Below are 14,893 nucleotides of genomic sequence, written 5' to 3'. Positions count from 1 at the left end.
AATAAAAAGCCCCGTCATCTCGCGATAACAGGGCTTGATCCACAACAGGACTCAAAGCCCGTCGAGATAGCGCTCCACATCCAACGCCGCCATGCAGCCAGCACCGGCCGAAGTGATCGCCTGACGATAGACCGAATCGGCCACGTCTCCGGCGGCGAATACGCCGGGGATATTGGTTGCGGTGGCATTGCCCTCACGACCGCCGTCGACCACCAGGTAGCCATCCTTCAGCGTCAACTGACCTTCGAAGAGCCTGGTATTGGGCGTATGGCCAATGGCGACGAACAAGCCGTCCACCTTCAGCTCGCGATAGGCCCCGCCGTACTGCTTGAGACGTACACCGGTGACACCGCTGGCATCGCCCAGTACTTCGTCGACTTCAGCATTGAGCTGCAACTCGATCTTGCCCTCGGCAATACGCGCACGCAGTTTGTCCTGCAGGATTTTCTCGGCACGGAAGGTCTCGCGGCGGTGGATCAGCGTCACCTTGCTGGCGATATTGGCCAGATACAGCGCCTCCTCGACGGCGGTATTGCCACCGCCGACTACCGCCACCTCACGACCGCGGTAGAAGAAGCCATCGCAGGTCGCGCACGCCGAAACACCGCGCCCCATGAACGCCTCTTCGCTGGGCAGCCCCAGATAACGTGCACTGGCGCCGGTAGCGATGATCAGCGCGTCGCAACTGTAGGTGGCACTGTCACCCACCAGGGTGAAGGGCTTGCCGGCCAGATCGACGGCGTTGATGTGGTCGAAGACCACCTCCGTCTCGAAGCGCTCGGCATGCTCCTGCATGCGCTGCATCAGGACCGGGCCGGTCAGGCCATGAGGGTCGCCTGGCCAGTTATCCACCTCGGTGGTGGTGGTCAGCTGCCCACCAGCCTGGATGCCCGTGATCAGCAGCGGCTTGAGGTTGGCGCGTGCGGCGTACACGGCGGCGCTGTAGCCGGCGGGTCCCGAGCCCAGGATGATGACGCGGGCGTGACGAACGGCAGACATCTGCAACTCCTTGCCGGCTCGTCGCGCCGGCAGCAATAAAAACGGGACTTTCGAAGCGCTAGGGGAAGGCTTGTAAAGACTGAAAGCCCCGCAAAAAAGAAAGTGGCCTCAGACTATCGGCCAGCTTGCGACGGCGGAAATACCCATCGCCAATCCCTCGGATAGAGAGCGCCTATCGCCCCGGCAACGAGCCAGGTCCTCACTATACTGAGGCGGTAGCGACGAGGACGAAGCCCTGATGAGCCTGCGCAAACGCCTGTTCTCACTCTTTGCGCCGTTGCTGGTAGCGACCCTTCTGATCGTTCAGCTCCTGTCGGACCAACTGCTGCTACGCCGCTTCGACCAGCAGGACCAACAGGCGCTCTGGGATGCAGCCAGCAAGGCACAGCACATCCTGCTCGATCATATCGAGCAGGCTTCACAGCTGCTGCGCAGCTACGGCTGGTGGGACCAGAGTTATGACGTCGCCCTGGCCCGCAGCCCGCTGGACCAGTATCTGCAACAGGATCTCGATGCAGCCGAACTGGAGAACTACGACTTCGACTTCATGGCCATGTTCGACGCCCAAGGCCGCCTGCTGCTCGAGCGTTGGGCTCAGCTGGACACCGACGACCTCCTGCTACTGGGCTCAGCCGAGGCCCAGACCCGCGCCGACCTGCGCAGCGAGCTGTACACGCGCAGCGCGCAGATGGGCATCCTCAGCCCGAATGGCGACCCCGAGTTCACGACCGCCCAGTTCCTGTTGATTCGCGGTGTGCCAGTGCTGCTTTTGAGCAGCGCTATCAGCAACAACGGGGGCGAAGCACCGGCCGCAGGCACCTTTGTCGCCGGGCGTTTCTTCAACCCTTCACGCATGGCAACGCTGGGCCATCAGTTCACCGGCGAAGTCGAATTCCTTCCGGCGCCAGCAGACACAGAAGGCTGGCAGCACGAACATGGCAGCGAGGCACTCAGCGTCAAGATCAGCCCGCGACAGTTGCTGCCGGACAATCGCCAGCGCCTGATACTGCAGCTCGACACTCACCAGCACGCACCGGAACTGGCACTGCGCATTACCACGCAGCGCAGCAGTTACAGCGGCGGACGTGACGCCCTGCACTTCTTCCTGGCAATCAGTTTTTCCATCGTCCTCGGTGCGGCAGTGGCGGTCTATGCTGGCCTCGAATTCTGGCTGCTCAGGCGTCTCGAAGCGCTCAACCGTGAAGTCGACGGTATCGGCGACCAGGACAGACTGCCAAGGCTTACGGACCTGGGCCGCGATGAACTGGGCCAGTTGGGCAGCGCCCTGAATCGTATGCTCGAGCGCCTGGAACAGAGCGAGGAGCGTGACCGTGCCATTCTCGAGTCGATCCAGGATGGCTACTTCGAGGTGGACGAGAACGGCTGCTTCCAGCGGGTCAACAGCGCCATGAGCAAGCTGCTCGGTTACAGCAGCGAGGAACTGCTGGGCAGCCCGTTCACCCGGCTGCTGCTGCGTATCCATATCGCAAAGGCTTTGCAGTATTTCCACAATGCCCGCGACGACATCAGCCTGCGCACCCTCACCACGCCACTGCGCCGCAAGAATCGCAGCCTTGGCGACTTCGAGGCGCGCCTGTCGGTCATTCATGGCAGCGACGGCCAGTTCGCTGGCTATCGTGGCATTCTCCGCGATGTCAGCGCGCAAGCCTCGCAACAGCGCAAGCTGCACACCCTGGCCTACCACGACACGCTGACCGGTCTTGGCAACCGCAAGGCATTTCTCGAGCAGTTGCGCCAGGAGGTTGCCAACGCTCTGAACCAGAGCACCCAGCTGGCGCTGTTCTTCATCGATCTGGACCACTTCAAGCAGGTCAATGACCATTTTGGCCATGATGTCGGCGACGAATTACTGCGAGCCATCGCCCTGCGTCTGCAACACGCACTGCGCCAGCCGGACCGCCTCTACCGCCTTGGTGGCGATGAATTCACCCTGCTGGTTGCCGACACCTGCGTCGAGACCGCGCAGGTCGTCGGCGAACGCCTGATCAGCGCCCTGCAGAAGCCCTTCGAAATCGCCGGCCACTGCATCGACTTCGTCACACCGAGCATCGGCATCGCCCTCTGCCCGGTCAACGGCCAGGATCCGACCACACTGATCAAAGCGGCCGACAGCGCCATGTATCTGGCCAAGCGGCAACGCAACCACATCGTGATGGCGCAGATTGCGCAGAGCGCACCCCAGGAGTGAGCCACTGAACTTTCACCCCCGCACTGAAATCGGTATGGTCGCGCTCATTCATCATTCTGGAGTCTTCCATGCCAGCCGTTCCTGTACTGTCCGGCCCGCAATACCTGCGTGAAGGCCTGAAACTGATTCTGAGCCCCGGCCTGCGCCTGTTCGTGTTGTTACCGCTGGCGGTCAACCTGATCCTGTTCGCCACCATGATTGGCTTCGCCGTGCAGCAGTTCAGCGGCTGGGTCGATACCTTCATGCCCAGCCTGCCGAGCTGGTTGAGCTTTCTGCAGTACATTCTCTGGCCGTTGTTCGTGGTGCTGGTGCTGCTGATGGTGTTCTTCACCTTCACCATGCTGGCCAATATCATCGCCGCGCCGTTCAACGGTTTTCTCGCGGAGAAGGTGGAAGTGGTAGCGCGCGGCAAGGACCACTTCCCCCCCTTCAGCTGGGCTGAGCTGGCCGCGATGGTGCCACGGACCATGGGCCGCGAGATGCGCAAGCTGGGCTACTTCCTGCCCCGCGCCATTGGCCTGCTGATTCTCAGTTTCATCCCGGTGGTGAACCTGATAGCTGCGCCACTGTGGCTGTTGTTCGGTGTCTGGATGATGGCGATCCAGTACATCGACTACCCCGCCGACAACAACAAGATGAGCTGGCAGGACATGCTTGCCTGGTTGCGCGAGAAACGCTGGCAGAGCCTGAGCTTCGGCGGCATCACCTACGCCGCATTGCTGGTGCCGGGGCTGAACATTCTGATGATGCCGGCGGCGGTGGCAGGGGCCACGCTGTTCTGGGTCCGCGAACGCGGCGAGCAGCCACTGGCAGAACGCTGAACCTGGCGAGCGGACTGGCGTGCGCGTGCTAGGGCACGCCCCGCGCGCCTGACACACAAGCGCAACCAAAGCGTCATATCCACTACATGACCTGAGCAGAGACTGCGTGCATGAACGTATCTTCTCTGCACATAGCGCTGATCAGCGAAACCTTCCCGCCGGAAATCAATGGCGTCGCCAACACCCTCGGTCGTCTGGTCGATGGTTTGCGCTGCCGCGGCCATCGCGTACAACTGATACGCCCGCGGCAGGACACCGATCCAGCAGCGGTAGCCGAGGCCGATCTGCTACTTACGCGAGGCTGGCCGCTACCGGGGTATCCAGGCCTGCAATGGGGCCAGTCCTCACTGCACAAGCTGCTGCGCCGCTGGAAGAGGCAGCGCCCGGATGTGCTCTACATCGCCACCGAAGGGCCACTGGGGCTTTCTGCCCTGCGCGCAGCCAGGCGCCTGGCCATTCCGGTTATCAGCGGCTTTCACACCAATTTCCAGCAGTACACCGGCCACTACGGCGTCGGCCTGCTGACCCGGGCGATGACCAACTATCTGCGCTGGTTCCACAACCGCACGCAGATGACTCTGGTGCCGAGCAGCGGGCAAAAGGTCGAGTTGGAACGTCGCGACTTCGAACGACTGGCCCTGCTCGCCCGTGGCGTCGACAGTCAGCTTTTTCACCCCCGCAAGCGCAGTGACGCCCTGCGCGAAAGCTGGGGCCTGGGGCCTGACGACCTGGCCGTACTGCATGTTGGCCGGCTGGCGGCGGAAAAGAACCTGAGCCTGCTGGTGAAGGCCTATCAGGCACTGCAAAAGGCTCAGCCAGAGCGACGTATGCGCCTGATCCTGGTAGGAGATGGCCCGCTACGCGGCAGCCTTCAGGAGCAACTGCCTGACGCCCTGTTCTGCGGCTTGCAGCGTGGCGAGGCGTTAGCCACGCACTACGCTTGCGGCGATCTGTTCCTGTTTCCCAGCCTGTCGGAGACTTTCGGCAACGTCGTGCTCGAGGCACTGGCCTCGAGTCTGGGGGTGGTGGCATTCGACCAGGCCGCCGCTGCCCAGCACATTCACCACGGCCACAACGGCATGCTTGCCCGCCCGGCCGATGAAGCTGGATTCTGCGAAGCCGCCTGTGAACTGCTTGAAGATGGGGAGACTCTCCGTCGCATCCGCCTCAATGCCCGTCGCCACGCCAGTCACCTTGGATGGGACGGCATCGTGACGCAGTTCGAACAACACTTGCGCAGCGTCATGCGGCCAGAACCTCAGGACTGCGAAGTCGCCACAGCGGATGCAATGCGCAGCAAGATGCTCAACAAAGGCGGGTGATCCAGGCAAGCGCATGGCTGCAGGAGCCGCGCCACGAGGGGCGACGCCTGCACCACGAAGCCTGATCAGGTCAGAGTCCGTAGGGTGCGCCGTGCGCACCGGCAACTGCCGAAAAGGGCCACGCGGCGCGCCCTATAATCGGCGCACCTCAGACCAGCGTGGTCAGCGCATCCCGGCTGAACGGCAGGATGTCCTGCTCGCGACCTTCACGCACCTTCAGCGCCCAGTCCGGGTCGACCAGCAGCGCACGGCCTACAGCCACCAGGTCGAACTCCTCCTTGTTCAGGCGCTCGAGCAGGTTCTCGATGCTGGCCGGCGCCGCCACCTTGTCGGTCTTGACCATGAACTGCAGGAACTCGCCATCCAGGCCGACACTGCCGACGGTGATGGTCGGCTTGCCAGTGAGCTGACGCGTCCAACCCGCCAGGTTGAGATCGCTGCCTTCGAACTCAGGCTCCCAGAATCGACGGGTCGAGCAATGGAAGATATCCACGCCGGCCTCGGACAGCGGCTTGAGGAAGGCCTCCAGTGCTTCCGGGGTCTGCACCAGACGTGCGCTGTAGTCCTGCTGCTTCCACTGCGAGAAACGCAGAATGATCGGGAAATTCGGGCCGACCGCCGCGCGCACGGCCTGGATCAGCTCGATGGCGAAACGCGAACGCGCGGCCAGATCACCGCCGTAGCCATCGGTGCGCTGGTTGCTGCCCTCCCAGAAGAACTGGTCGATCAGGTAACCGTGGGCACCGTGGATCTCCACGCCATCCATGCCGATGGCCTTGGCATCACGCGCAGCCTGGGCGAAGGCGGCAATCACTTCGTCGATATCGGCCTGAGTCATGCCGTGCACCACCACCTGGCCGTCCTTGACCTTCTCCATCGGGCCATAGCCGGGCACGCTGGCATCCGGCTCGGTGCCCAGGCGGCGCACGTTACCGACGTGCCAGAGCTGCGGGACGATCTTGCCGCCCTCGGCGTGTACCGCATCGACCACCTGTTTCCAGCCGGCCAGCGCGTCCTCACCGTAGAAACGCGGCACGTTCGGGTAGCCATTGGCAGCCTTATGACCGACGGTGGTGCCTTCGGTGACGATCAGGCCCACACCCGCCGCAGCCCGGCGCCGGTAGTACTCGACGACCTTGGCATTGGGCACACCGCCCGGCGAGAAGGAGCGGGTCATCGGCGCCATGACCACACGGGTCGGCAGCTCCAGGTTACCGAGGCGAAACGGGGCGAACAGGGCTTGAACGGGAGCGCTCATGATCTTTCCTCTGGGATTTGATGGTTAGCAGGCCTGCAGCAAGCGCTCCAGGCGGGTGACGAAAGCGTCCAGCGGCTGCAGACTGCGGCCTACCTTGAGACGCGCCAGCACGCCCTGCCAGGCGTCGCTGATAAAGGTGGCGAGATTGCTGCAGTCCTCATCGACAGGTAGCTCACCGGCTGCCTGCGCTTGTGCCAGGCAATCACGCAGGATATCCACCGAGGCCTGCTGGATAGCAGCAACCTCGGCGCCGATGGCTGGCAGCATCTCGCTCATTTCGAAACTCAGGCTGCCGATGAAGCAGTGATACTGCGGCGTTTCCTGACGGGCGAAATGCGCCAGCAGCTCGCGGTAATAGCCGAGGATGCGCGCACGCGGGCTCAGTGCCGGGTCGTTCAATGCCTGGGCGTAACGCTGCAGACGCGGACGGTAGATAAACGCCAGCGCCTGCAAGGCAAAGTCTTCCTTGCTGGCGAAATAGTGATAGAAGCTGCCCTTAGGGATCCCGGCCGCCTGGACGATCTCCAGCACGCCGGTACCGTGATAGCCGCGACGGGTCATCACCGCCGAGCCTTTGCTCAGGATCAGGTCGCGCTTGTCGAGTCGAATGCTGTTCATGGCGCCGAGCATATGACCGGTCGTCTCGCCCGAAACAGCACTATTGATGATGGTGATTAAGAGCTAGAACAGAGTAATTGGATGAGAAGCCCCTTCCGAAGCCGATACCACGCTCATCGACGGGGCGTGATCCACTCAAATCTGTAGGAGCGGCTTCAGCCGCGAAACGCATCGCGGCTAAAGCCGCTCCTACAGCTCGCTCGGGGCGATCTGGCTGCTATTGGCCGGGCGAGCATAAGGACTGGACGGCACTGTTCTGGTGGACCGCGTGATCTAACCTCAGGCTCAGGGCTGCAGCCAGATCAGCGAAGCGAAGCGCCCGGTGCGGGGGCTGCGCCGATAAGAATAGAAGCGTGGATCGTTATAGGTACACAGCCCGCCGCCGAAGACCGCGTTGACGCCAATTGCCGCCAGACGAATGCGCGCCAACTGGTAGATATCGGCCATGAACTTGCCGGCGTTGACGCTGGGCAGGAATGCACCGGCCGCCTCGTCATGCTGGCGCACGAAGGCCTCACGTACCTCGGCGCCCACTTCGAACGCCGCTGGCCCGATGGCCGGGCCGAGCCACACCAGCAGTTCCTGTGGCGCGATATCCAGCGCCCACACGGCGGCCTCCAGCACGCCGCCGGCCAGGCCGCGCCAGCCGGCATGGGCCGCGGCAACACGGCTACCTGCGCGATCGCAGAACAGCGCCGGCAGGCAATCGGCAGTCATAGCCGTGCAGGCGATACCGGGCGTGGCCGTCCAGTTGCCGTCGGCTTCGATGACCACGGCAGGATCGGCTGGCGCCACGGCGATGCCGTGCACCTGGCGCAGCCAGGCTGGCTGGCAACCGAGCACATCGACCAGATGGGCACGGTTGCTCGCCACAGCAGCCGGGTCGTCATCGACATGATCGCCCAGGTTGAAGGTATCGAACGGCGCCGCGCTGACGCCGCCACTACGGGTGGTGACGCAGCTCCTTACGTTAGCCGGCGCAGGCCAGTCGGGCGTCAGCCAGTCGTGCGCGCTCACCCGACGAAGGCCTCACGATCCTGACGCAGCAGGGTGAGCAGCCAGACCAAGTCATCCGGCAACGGCGACTCCCACTTCATGCGCTTGCCAGTGGCCGGATGATCGAGCTCGAGAAAGCGCGCATGCAGGGCCTGACGCGGGAACTCCTTCAGGCTCTGCACCAGGCTCTGGCTGGCGGCAGGTGGGATACGGAAGCGCCCGGCGTAAACCGGATCGCCCACCAGCGGATAGCCGACGTGGCTCATGTGCACACGAATCTGGTGCGTGCGTCCGGTTTCCAGCTTGACCCGCACATGGGTGTGCGAGCGGTAGCGCTCCAGCACCCGATAGTGGGTAATCGCCGGTTTGCCGCCATCAGTCACCGCCATACGCTGACGCTGGCTGGAACTGCGACCGATAGGCGCATCGATGGTGCCGCCGGCGGTGATCACACCCACGCTGATGCACTCGTAGATACGACTGACGGTGCGCTTCTGCAGTTGTTCGACCAGGTTGGTCTGCGCTTGCAGAGTCTTGGCTACCACCATCAGTCCGGTGGTGTCCTTGTCCAGACGGTGAACGATGCCGGCGCGCGGCACGTTGACGATATCCGGCACGTGGTGCAACAGGGCATTGAGCAGGGTGCCATCGGCGTGCCCGGCGGCCGGGTGGACCACCAATCCAGCCGGTTTGTCGATCACCAGCAGGTGTTCGTCCTCATAGACGATGTTCAGCTCGATGTCCTGCGCCACCCACTCGCCCTGGGCCTCCTGCTCGGCATCGAGCACCAGGTTCGAGCCGGCATGCACGGTGTCACGCGGACGTGCCACGGCGCCATCGACAGTCAGACGTCCTTCCTTGATCCAGGTGGACAGACGCGAACGGGAGTACTCGCCAAACAGCTGCGCAGCCACCTGGTCGAGGCGTTGGCCGCCCTGTTCGAAGGGGACGACGGCCTGGAGTTGGATCAGCTGTTTGTCTATAGAAGTCATGTTCGGCAACGGCGGGAGCCTGGCCTTTGGTTTCGGCGTCAGGCTTGTGGTTAAATACGGCGTCTTTGCCCCAGGGTTTTCCGGGGGCGCTCATCATAACAGGACGGCCCCGCGGCCGTCACAGGGACGCAAGCCGCCATGCAAGTGAAACACCTGCTGCTGATCGCCATCCTCGCCCTTACCGCCGCCTGCTCCTCCAAGCAGCCGGAGGTCGATGAAAACCTCAGCGAGGTGGAGCTGTACCAGCAGGCTCAAGCCGACCTGGACAACCGCAGCTATACCCAGGCCATTTCCAAGCTGAAAGCGTTGGAGTCGCGCTATCCGTTCGGTCGCTACGCCGAACAGGCGCAACTCGAGCTGATCTACGCCTACTACAAGAATGCCGAGCCGGAAGCCGCCAAGTCTTCGGCCGAGCGTTTCATCCGCCTGCACCCGCAACATGCCAACGTCGATTACGCCTACTACCTCAAGGGCCTGGCTTCGTTCGATCAGGACCGCGGCCTGCTGGCGCGCTTCCTGCCGCTGGACATGACCAAGCGTGATCCGGGTGCCGCCCGCGACTCTTACAACGAGTTCGCCCAGCTCACCAGCCGCTATCCGACCAGCCGTTACGCACCGGATGCCAAGCAACGCATGATCTACCTGCGCAACCTGCTGGCGGCCTACGAAGTGCACGTTGCCCACTACTACCTGACCCGTCAGGCCTATGTCGCTGCTGCCAACCGCGGCCGCTACGTCGTGGAAAACTTCCAGGAAACCCCGTCGGTCGGTGACGGCCTGGCGATCATGACCGAGGCCTATCAGCGCCTGTCTCTGGACGACCTGGCCGCTGCCAGCCTGGAAACCCTCAAGCTCAACTACCCGGATCACCCAAGCCTGGAAAGCGGCGAGTTCGTACCGCGCGAGGAAGAAGCCGACAACCGCTCCTGGCTGGCCAAAGCCACCCTCGGCCTGATCGAAACCGACACCCCGCTGCCGCCGGGCGAAACCCGCGCCAGCCAGGATGTGATCCGCCAGTACGAAGAGGCCGAACAGCAGATTCCACGCGAGCTGCAGCAGGACGCCAAGACCGGCGAAACCGAGAAAAAACGCTCGTTCTGGAGCTATCTGACCTTCGGTCTGTTCGACTGACCGCCAGGTCACGCAACAAGGGAGGCCACGGCCTCCCTTTTTATTGCCCGGAAACAACGCACAGGCTGTCACCCAGCCACTGTGCCGATGCCTTCAGCTTGGCTAAACTGCCGCTTTCAAACGAACAAAAGAGCACGACATGGGCCTGTTTCGCCTGCTGTTCTGGATCGCGATCATCTTTGCCGCAATCTGGATCTGGCGCCGCTTCATCAGCAAACCCCGAACGACTCGCACCCGCGAGGATGCCGCGGCGCCAATGGTGCGCTGCGCTCACTGCGGGGTACACATCCCCAAGACCCAGGCCTTGAGCCAGGATCAGCAGTGGTACTGCAGCCAGGCTCACCTCGAACAAGGCTCGCGTACAGGTGACCGCTGATATAGACGTACAGGGCGGCGCCCAGGGGCGGCGCATCCTGCGGCTCTATCATTTCTATCGCCTGATCATCGGCCTGGCGCTGGTGCTGCTCATTTCCAGCAATCTCGATGAGCAGTTGCTGGACGTCGTGCATATCGGTCTGTTTCGTACCGCCAGCTGGATCTATCTGATCCTGAACATCTTCATCGCCGTGCTGGTACAGAAACCCAAGCACCTGGTGCAGTTGTTCAGCCTGGCGCTGGTGGATGTGATCTTCCTCTCCGGCCTGTTCTATGCGGCCGGCGGCACGCCAAGTGGCATCGGCAACCTGCTGGTGGTTGCCGTGGCGATCGCCAACATCCTGCTACGCGGGCGCATCGGCCTGCTGATCGCCGCAATAGCGGCCATCGCACTGATCTACCTGACCTTCTACCTCAGCCTCAGCCGCCCTGCTGCCGTCGCACAGTACGTGCAAGCCGGTGCCCTCGGCGCCCTGTGCTTTGCCGGTGCACTGTTCATCCAGGGCATCACCCGCCGCCTGCAATTGAGCGAGAGCCTGGCCGAACAACGCGCGGCCGACGTCGCCAACCTGGAAGAGCTCAACGAACAGATCATCCAGCGCATGCGCACCGGCATCCTGGTACTGGACACCCAACACCGGGTACTGCTGGCGAACCAGGGCGCGACGAAGCTGCTTGGGCGCGGCGAACTCAGCGGCAAGATCATCGACCCGCACTGCCCCGAACTGCTCAAACGCCTGCAGCAGTGGCTGCACAATCCGACCCTGCGCCCGGACAGTCTGCAGGCACAGGTCGACGGCCCCGTGCTGCAACCCAGCTTCATTTCCCTGCAACGTGGCGATCAGCAGCACACGCTGGTGTTTCTCGACGACATCTCGCAGATCGCGCAGCAGGCACAACAGCTCAAGCTGGCCTCACTCGGCCGCCTGACCGCAGGCATCGCCCACGAGATTCGCAACCCGCTCGGCGCCATCAGCCATGCCGCGCAACTGCTGCAGGAGTCTGAGGATCTGCAGGGGCCTGACCTGCGCCTGACGCAGATCATCCAGGACCACTCCAAACGCATGAACCTGGTGATCGAGAACGTCCTGCAGCTGTCACGTCGACGCCAGGCCGAACCACAGCTGCTCGACCTGAAATACTGGCTGCACCGCTTCGCCAGCGAATTCCGCAGCTCGGCGCCAGCCGACCGGCAGGTTCATCTGGAAACCCAGAGCGGCAGCCTGCAGACACGCATGGACCCGCACCAGCTGACTCAGGTACTGACCAACCTGGTGCAGAACGGGCTGCGCTACAGTGCCCAGCAACACAGGCTTGGTCAGGTCTGGCTACGCCTGTTCCGTGACGAGAAGAGCGATCTGCCGGTACTGGAGGTTCTCGACGACGGCCCTGGCGTGCCCGTTGAGCAGGAGCAACATATCTTCGAGCCCTTCTACACCACCGAAAACAAGGGTACCGGGCTCGGCCTGTATATTTCCCGTGAGCTGTGCCAGAGCAATCAGGCCCGTCTCGACTACAAACCCCGCGAAAGTGGTGGCAGTTGCTTCCGCATCACCTTCGCCCATCCGCGCAAACTGAGCTGACCATGACCCGCCAGAGAGCCCTGATCGTTGACGACGAACCCGATATCCGCGAGCTACTGGAAATCACCCTCGGGCGGATGAAGCTGGACACCCGCAGCGCCCGTAACGTCAAGGAGGCGCGCGAGTGGCTGGCACGTGAGCCCTTCGATCTGTGCCTCACCGACATGCGCCTGCCGGACGGTACTGGTCTCGATCTGGTTCAGCATATCCAGCAGCGTCACCCGCAAGTACCGGTGGCGATGATCACCGCCTACGGCAGCCTGGATACCGCGATCAACGCGCTCAAGGCCGGTGCCTTCGACTTCGTCACCAAGCCGGTGGACCTCGCTCGCCTGCGTGAGCTGGTCGCCGCGGCATTGCGCATTCGCTCTCCCGAAGGTGACGAGGCGCCGGTCGACAGTCGCCTGCTGGGCGACTCTCCACCGATGAAATCGCTACGCAAACAGATCCAGAAGCTCTCCCGCAGCCAGGCGCCGGTGTACATCAGCGGCGAGTCCGGCAGCGGCAAGGAGCTGGTCGCCCGCCTGATTCACGAACAGGGACCACGCGTCGAGCAGCCGTTCGTGCCAGTCAACTGCGGCGCCATCCCTTCCGAACTGATGGAAAGCGAGTTCTTCGGTCACAAGAAAGGCAGCTTCACCGGCGCCATCGAAGACAAACAGGGCCTGTTCCAGGCGGCCAACGGCGGGACCCTGTTCCTCGACGAGGTGGCTGACCTGCCCCTGCCGATGCAGGTCAAACTGCTGCGTGCGATTCAAGAGAAAGCCGTACGCGCCGTCGGCGGACAGCAGGAAGTCGTGGTCGATGTGCGCATTCTTTGCGCCACGCACAAGGACCTTGCCGCCGAAGTCGCGGCCGGCCGCTTCCGTCAGGACCTCTATTACCGCCTCAACGTCATCGAACTGCGCGTACCGTCGCTACGTGAACGCCGTGAAGACATTGCGCAACTGGCCGACGTCATGCTCGCACGCCTGGCCGAAGGCACTGGCCTGGCCGCGGCGAAGCTGCAACCCGATGCCCTGGAAAAACTGAAGAACTATCGTTTCCCCGGCAACGTGCGCGAGCTGGAGAACATGCTGGAACGCGCATATACGCTGTGTGAAGACGATCAGATCAGCCCGGCAGACCTGCGCCTGGCGGACACCAGCGGGCCGGGCAACGACAATGGTGAAACCAGCCTGGCGCAGATCGACAACCTTGAAGACTACCTGGAGGGCATCGAGCGCAAGCTGATCATGCAAGCGCTCGAGGAAACCCGCTGGAACCGCACCGCAGCGGCACAGCGCCTGGGCCTCACCTTCCGCTCGATGCGTTACCGCCTGAAAAAACTCGGCATCGACTGAGCGTCCCCTGAGGCGAAGCATTCGGCACGGCCCGCAACGCGCCAGTGCTTCGCTCTGCGAAGCGCGACTCCCAGCCTAAAGCTGCAGACGCCCCACTGGCGCGTAGGGAGCGGGCTCGATGATCGGCTCACGCCCAAGTATCAGATCGGCCAGCAATTGGCAGGACGCAGGTGCCAGCACCAGGCCGTTGCGGAAATGTCCGCAGTTGAGCCACAGGCCTGGATGCGAAGGCAACTCCCCAATAAAGGGAATGCCCTCCGGCGAGCCCGGTCGCAACCCGGCCCAATGCCCGACGACCTCGGCATCCCTGAGTGCAGGCAGTAACTCCTCTGCAGATGCCTTTAAGCTCCCAAGCGCATCGTCGGTCGGCGTCTTGTCGAAACCGGCATATTCCAACGTGCTGCCAACCAGAATATGCCCGTCGCGCCGCGGGATCGCATAACGCCCCTTGGCCAGCACCATGCTCGGCAGAAAGTCTTCTGCGCACTTGTACAGAATCATCTGGCCCTTTACCGGTTCGACTGGCAATTGCAGACCAAGCGTCTTGAGCAGCTCGCCACTCCAGGCACCGGCGGCCAGCACCACGCGATCAGCACGAATCTCGCCGTCTGCGGTGGTCACTCCGCGTACCTGCCCACCTTCCTGGATAAACCCCGTAACCGGGCACTGTTCGCGCAGCTCCACGTTCGGCATTGCGTCCAGAGCCGCGTGCAACGCCTTGACCAAGCGCGGGTTACGCACGTTAGCTACACCCGGCATATGAATGGCACAACCGAAGCCCTCACCCAGCACCGGAACCTGGCGATACACCTGGTCCATGGCCACTGCATCCAGAGGGCGCCCTTGCCGCCCGGCCCAGGCCAGTGCCTCAGCCTCATCATCCAGATCAAGCCAGTACAAACCGGTGACATGCACTTCGGGGTCGATCCCGGTCTCGTCCAGCAGTCGACGCCCGAACCCCGGATAGTAATCCTGAGACCAGTGCGCCAACGCACTGACCGCAGAGCTGTAGCGCCAGGGATAGAGTGGCGAAACGATACCTCCGCCAGCCCAAGAGGATTCGCGGCCTAGCGAGCTTATTTCCAAAAGGGAGACGGCTCGTCCAGACCTGGCCAAAATCAAGGCAGACAGCAAACCAATTGCACCTCCGCCAACAATCAAGAAACGATCCACACCTACCCCTCTGGAAATATGAATATCAAGGACTTGACACTTCGCTAGCCTGAGCTAAACCAGAAAAGGTCAG

13 protein-coding genes are annotated in these 14,893 nt (G+C 62.8%); 7 read left to right on the top strand and 6 right to left on the bottom strand.

Annotated elements, in window-relative coordinates; translation table 11 throughout:
• Nucleotides 1-51: 51 nt before the first annotated feature.
• Nucleotides 52-999, bottom strand: coding sequence for a thioredoxin-disulfide reductase (gene trxB / locus ACJRW5_RS03475; protein ID WP_484569125.1), 948 nt, complete (start codon nt 997-999; stop codon nt 52-54).
• A gap of 238 nt (nt 1,000-1,237) precedes the next feature.
• On the opposite strand from trxB, the gene ACJRW5_RS03470 reads away from it, so the two are divergent.
• From ACJRW5_RS03470 to ACJRW5_RS03460, 3 genes are all read left to right on the top strand, one after another.
• Entirely contained in the window at nt 1,238-3,208 is a 1,971-nt protein-coding gene (locus ACJRW5_RS03470; RefSeq protein ID WP_484569124.1) for a sensor domain-containing diguanylate cyclase, read from the top strand.
• A gap of 68 nt (nt 3,209-3,276) precedes the next feature.
• Nucleotides 3,277-4,029 carry a sulfate transporter CysZ gene (gene cysZ, locus ACJRW5_RS03465; protein WP_484569123.1) on the top strand — a complete coding sequence of 251 codons (753 nt, stop codon included), beginning with the start codon at nt 3,277-3,279 and terminating at the stop codon, nt 4,027-4,029.
• Nucleotides 4,030-4,139: 110 nt separating this feature from the next.
• Nucleotides 4,140-5,351 (top strand): glycosyltransferase family 4 protein, encoded by a 1,212-nt coding sequence (locus tag ACJRW5_RS03460; protein WP_484569122.1) that lies wholly within the window; start codon nt 4,140-4,142, stop codon nt 5,349-5,351.
• Nucleotides 5,352-5,499: 148 nt separating this feature from the next.
• On the opposite strand, the gene ACJRW5_RS03455 is transcribed toward ACJRW5_RS03460, so the two are convergent.
• The 4 genes from ACJRW5_RS03455 to rluD all read right to left on the bottom strand — a co-directional run bounded on the left by ACJRW5_RS03455 (nt 5,500) and on the right by rluD (nt 9,215).
• Complete coding sequence (locus ACJRW5_RS03455; RefSeq protein ID WP_484569121.1) at nt 5,500-6,609, bottom strand: NADH:flavin oxidoreductase; 1,110 nt, start codon at nt 6,607-6,609, stop codon at nt 5,500-5,502.
• A 24-nt stretch (nt 6,610-6,633) separates the two neighbouring features.
• Nucleotides 6,634-7,227 (bottom strand): TetR/AcrR family transcriptional regulator, encoded by a 594-nt coding sequence (locus ACJRW5_RS03450; protein WP_484569120.1) that lies wholly within the window; start codon nt 7,225-7,227, stop codon nt 6,634-6,636.
• A 285-nt stretch (nt 7,228-7,512) separates the two neighbouring features.
• Nucleotides 7,513-8,244 carry a peptidoglycan editing factor PgeF gene (gene pgeF / locus ACJRW5_RS03445; protein WP_484569119.1) on the bottom strand — a complete coding sequence of 244 codons (732 nt, stop codon included), beginning with the start codon at nt 8,242-8,244 and terminating at the stop codon, nt 7,513-7,515.
• Nucleotides 8,241-9,215, bottom strand: a complete 975-nt coding sequence (gene rluD, locus ACJRW5_RS03440) for a 23S rRNA pseudouridine(1911/1915/1917) synthase RluD (RefSeq protein WP_484569118.1) — start codon at nt 9,213-9,215, stop codon at nt 8,241-8,243. The genes pgeF and rluD overlap by 4 nt, the downstream gene beginning before the upstream one ends.
• 138 nt (nt 9,216-9,353) lie before the next feature.
• Here rluD and ACJRW5_RS03435 point away from each other — a divergent pair, with 138 nt between their 5' ends.
• The 4 genes from ACJRW5_RS03435 to ACJRW5_RS03420 all read left to right on the top strand — a co-directional run bounded on the left by ACJRW5_RS03435 (nt 9,354) and on the right by ACJRW5_RS03420 (nt 13,647).
• A complete protein-coding gene (locus ACJRW5_RS03435; protein WP_484569117.1) occupies nt 9,354-10,346 on the top strand; it encodes an outer membrane protein assembly factor BamD in 993 nt (330 codons plus the stop codon).
• A gap of 139 nt (nt 10,347-10,485) precedes the next feature.
• The gene (locus ACJRW5_RS03430; protein ID WP_484569116.1) at nt 10,486-10,722 is read left to right on the top strand and encodes a PP0621 family protein; all 237 of its coding nucleotides are present in this window, start codon (nt 10,486-10,488) and stop codon (nt 10,720-10,722) included.
• A complete protein-coding gene (locus tag ACJRW5_RS03425) occupies nt 10,712-12,304 on the top strand; it encodes a sensor histidine kinase (protein WP_484569115.1) in 1,593 nt (530 codons plus the stop codon). Before ACJRW5_RS03430 ends, ACJRW5_RS03425 begins: the two co-directional genes overlap by 11 nt.
• A 2-nt stretch (nt 12,305-12,306) precedes the next feature.
• Entirely contained in the window at nt 12,307-13,647 is a 1,341-nt protein-coding gene (locus ACJRW5_RS03420) for a sigma-54-dependent transcriptional regulator (RefSeq protein ID WP_484569114.1), read from the top strand.
• A gap of 75 nt (nt 13,648-13,722) precedes the next feature.
• Here the strand turns inward: ACJRW5_RS03420 and thiO are convergent, their stop codons facing one another.
• Nucleotides 13,723-14,820 (bottom strand): glycine oxidase ThiO, encoded by a 1,098-nt coding sequence (gene thiO, locus ACJRW5_RS03415; RefSeq protein ID WP_484569113.1) that lies wholly within the window; start codon nt 14,818-14,820, stop codon nt 13,723-13,725.
• Between the last annotated feature and the right edge of the window lie 73 nt (nt 14,821-14,893).

The sequence above is a fragment of the Pseudomonas pichavaramensis genome, from assembly GCF_050473265.1.
In the GTDB taxonomy this organism is placed as follows: domain Bacteria; phylum Pseudomonadota; class Gammaproteobacteria; order Pseudomonadales; family Pseudomonadaceae; genus Aquipseudomonas.
This window is presented reverse-complemented; position numbering and strand designations above follow the sequence as displayed.

What these genes read in the sequence shown, in the direction of transcription:
- ACJRW5_RS03470 (WP_484569124.1), top strand. Translation starts at nt 1,238, where the DNA reads ATGAGCCTGCGCAAACGCCTGTTCTCACTCTTTGCGCCGTTGCTGGTA.
- rluD (WP_484569118.1), bottom strand. Translation starts at nt 9,215, where the DNA reads ATGACTTCTATAGACAAACAGCTGATCCAACTCCAGGCCGTCGTCCCC.
- cysZ (WP_484569123.1), top strand. Translation starts at nt 3,277, where the DNA reads ATGCCAGCCGTTCCTGTACTGTCCGGCCCGCAATACCTGCGTGAAGGC.
- ACJRW5_RS03460 (WP_484569122.1), top strand. Translation starts at nt 4,140, where the DNA reads ATGAACGTATCTTCTCTGCACATAGCGCTGATCAGCGAAACCTTCCCG.
- trxB (WP_484569125.1), bottom strand. Translation starts at nt 999, where the DNA reads ATGTCTGCCGTTCGTCACGCCCGCGTCATCATCCTGGGCTCGGGACCC.
- ACJRW5_RS03435 (WP_484569117.1), top strand. Translation starts at nt 9,354, where the DNA reads ATGCAAGTGAAACACCTGCTGCTGATCGCCATCCTCGCCCTTACCGCC.
- ACJRW5_RS03420 (WP_484569114.1), top strand. Translation starts at nt 12,307, where the DNA reads ATGACCCGCCAGAGAGCCCTGATCGTTGACGACGAACCCGATATCCGC.
- ACJRW5_RS03430 (WP_484569116.1), top strand. Translation starts at nt 10,486, where the DNA reads ATGGGCCTGTTTCGCCTGCTGTTCTGGATCGCGATCATCTTTGCCGCA.
- ACJRW5_RS03455 (WP_484569121.1), bottom strand. Translation starts at nt 6,609, where the DNA reads ATGAGCGCTCCCGTTCAAGCCCTGTTCGCCCCGTTTCGCCTCGGTAAC.
- ACJRW5_RS03450 (WP_484569120.1), bottom strand. Translation starts at nt 7,227, where the DNA reads ATGAACAGCATTCGACTCGACAAGCGCGACCTGATCCTGAGCAAAGGC.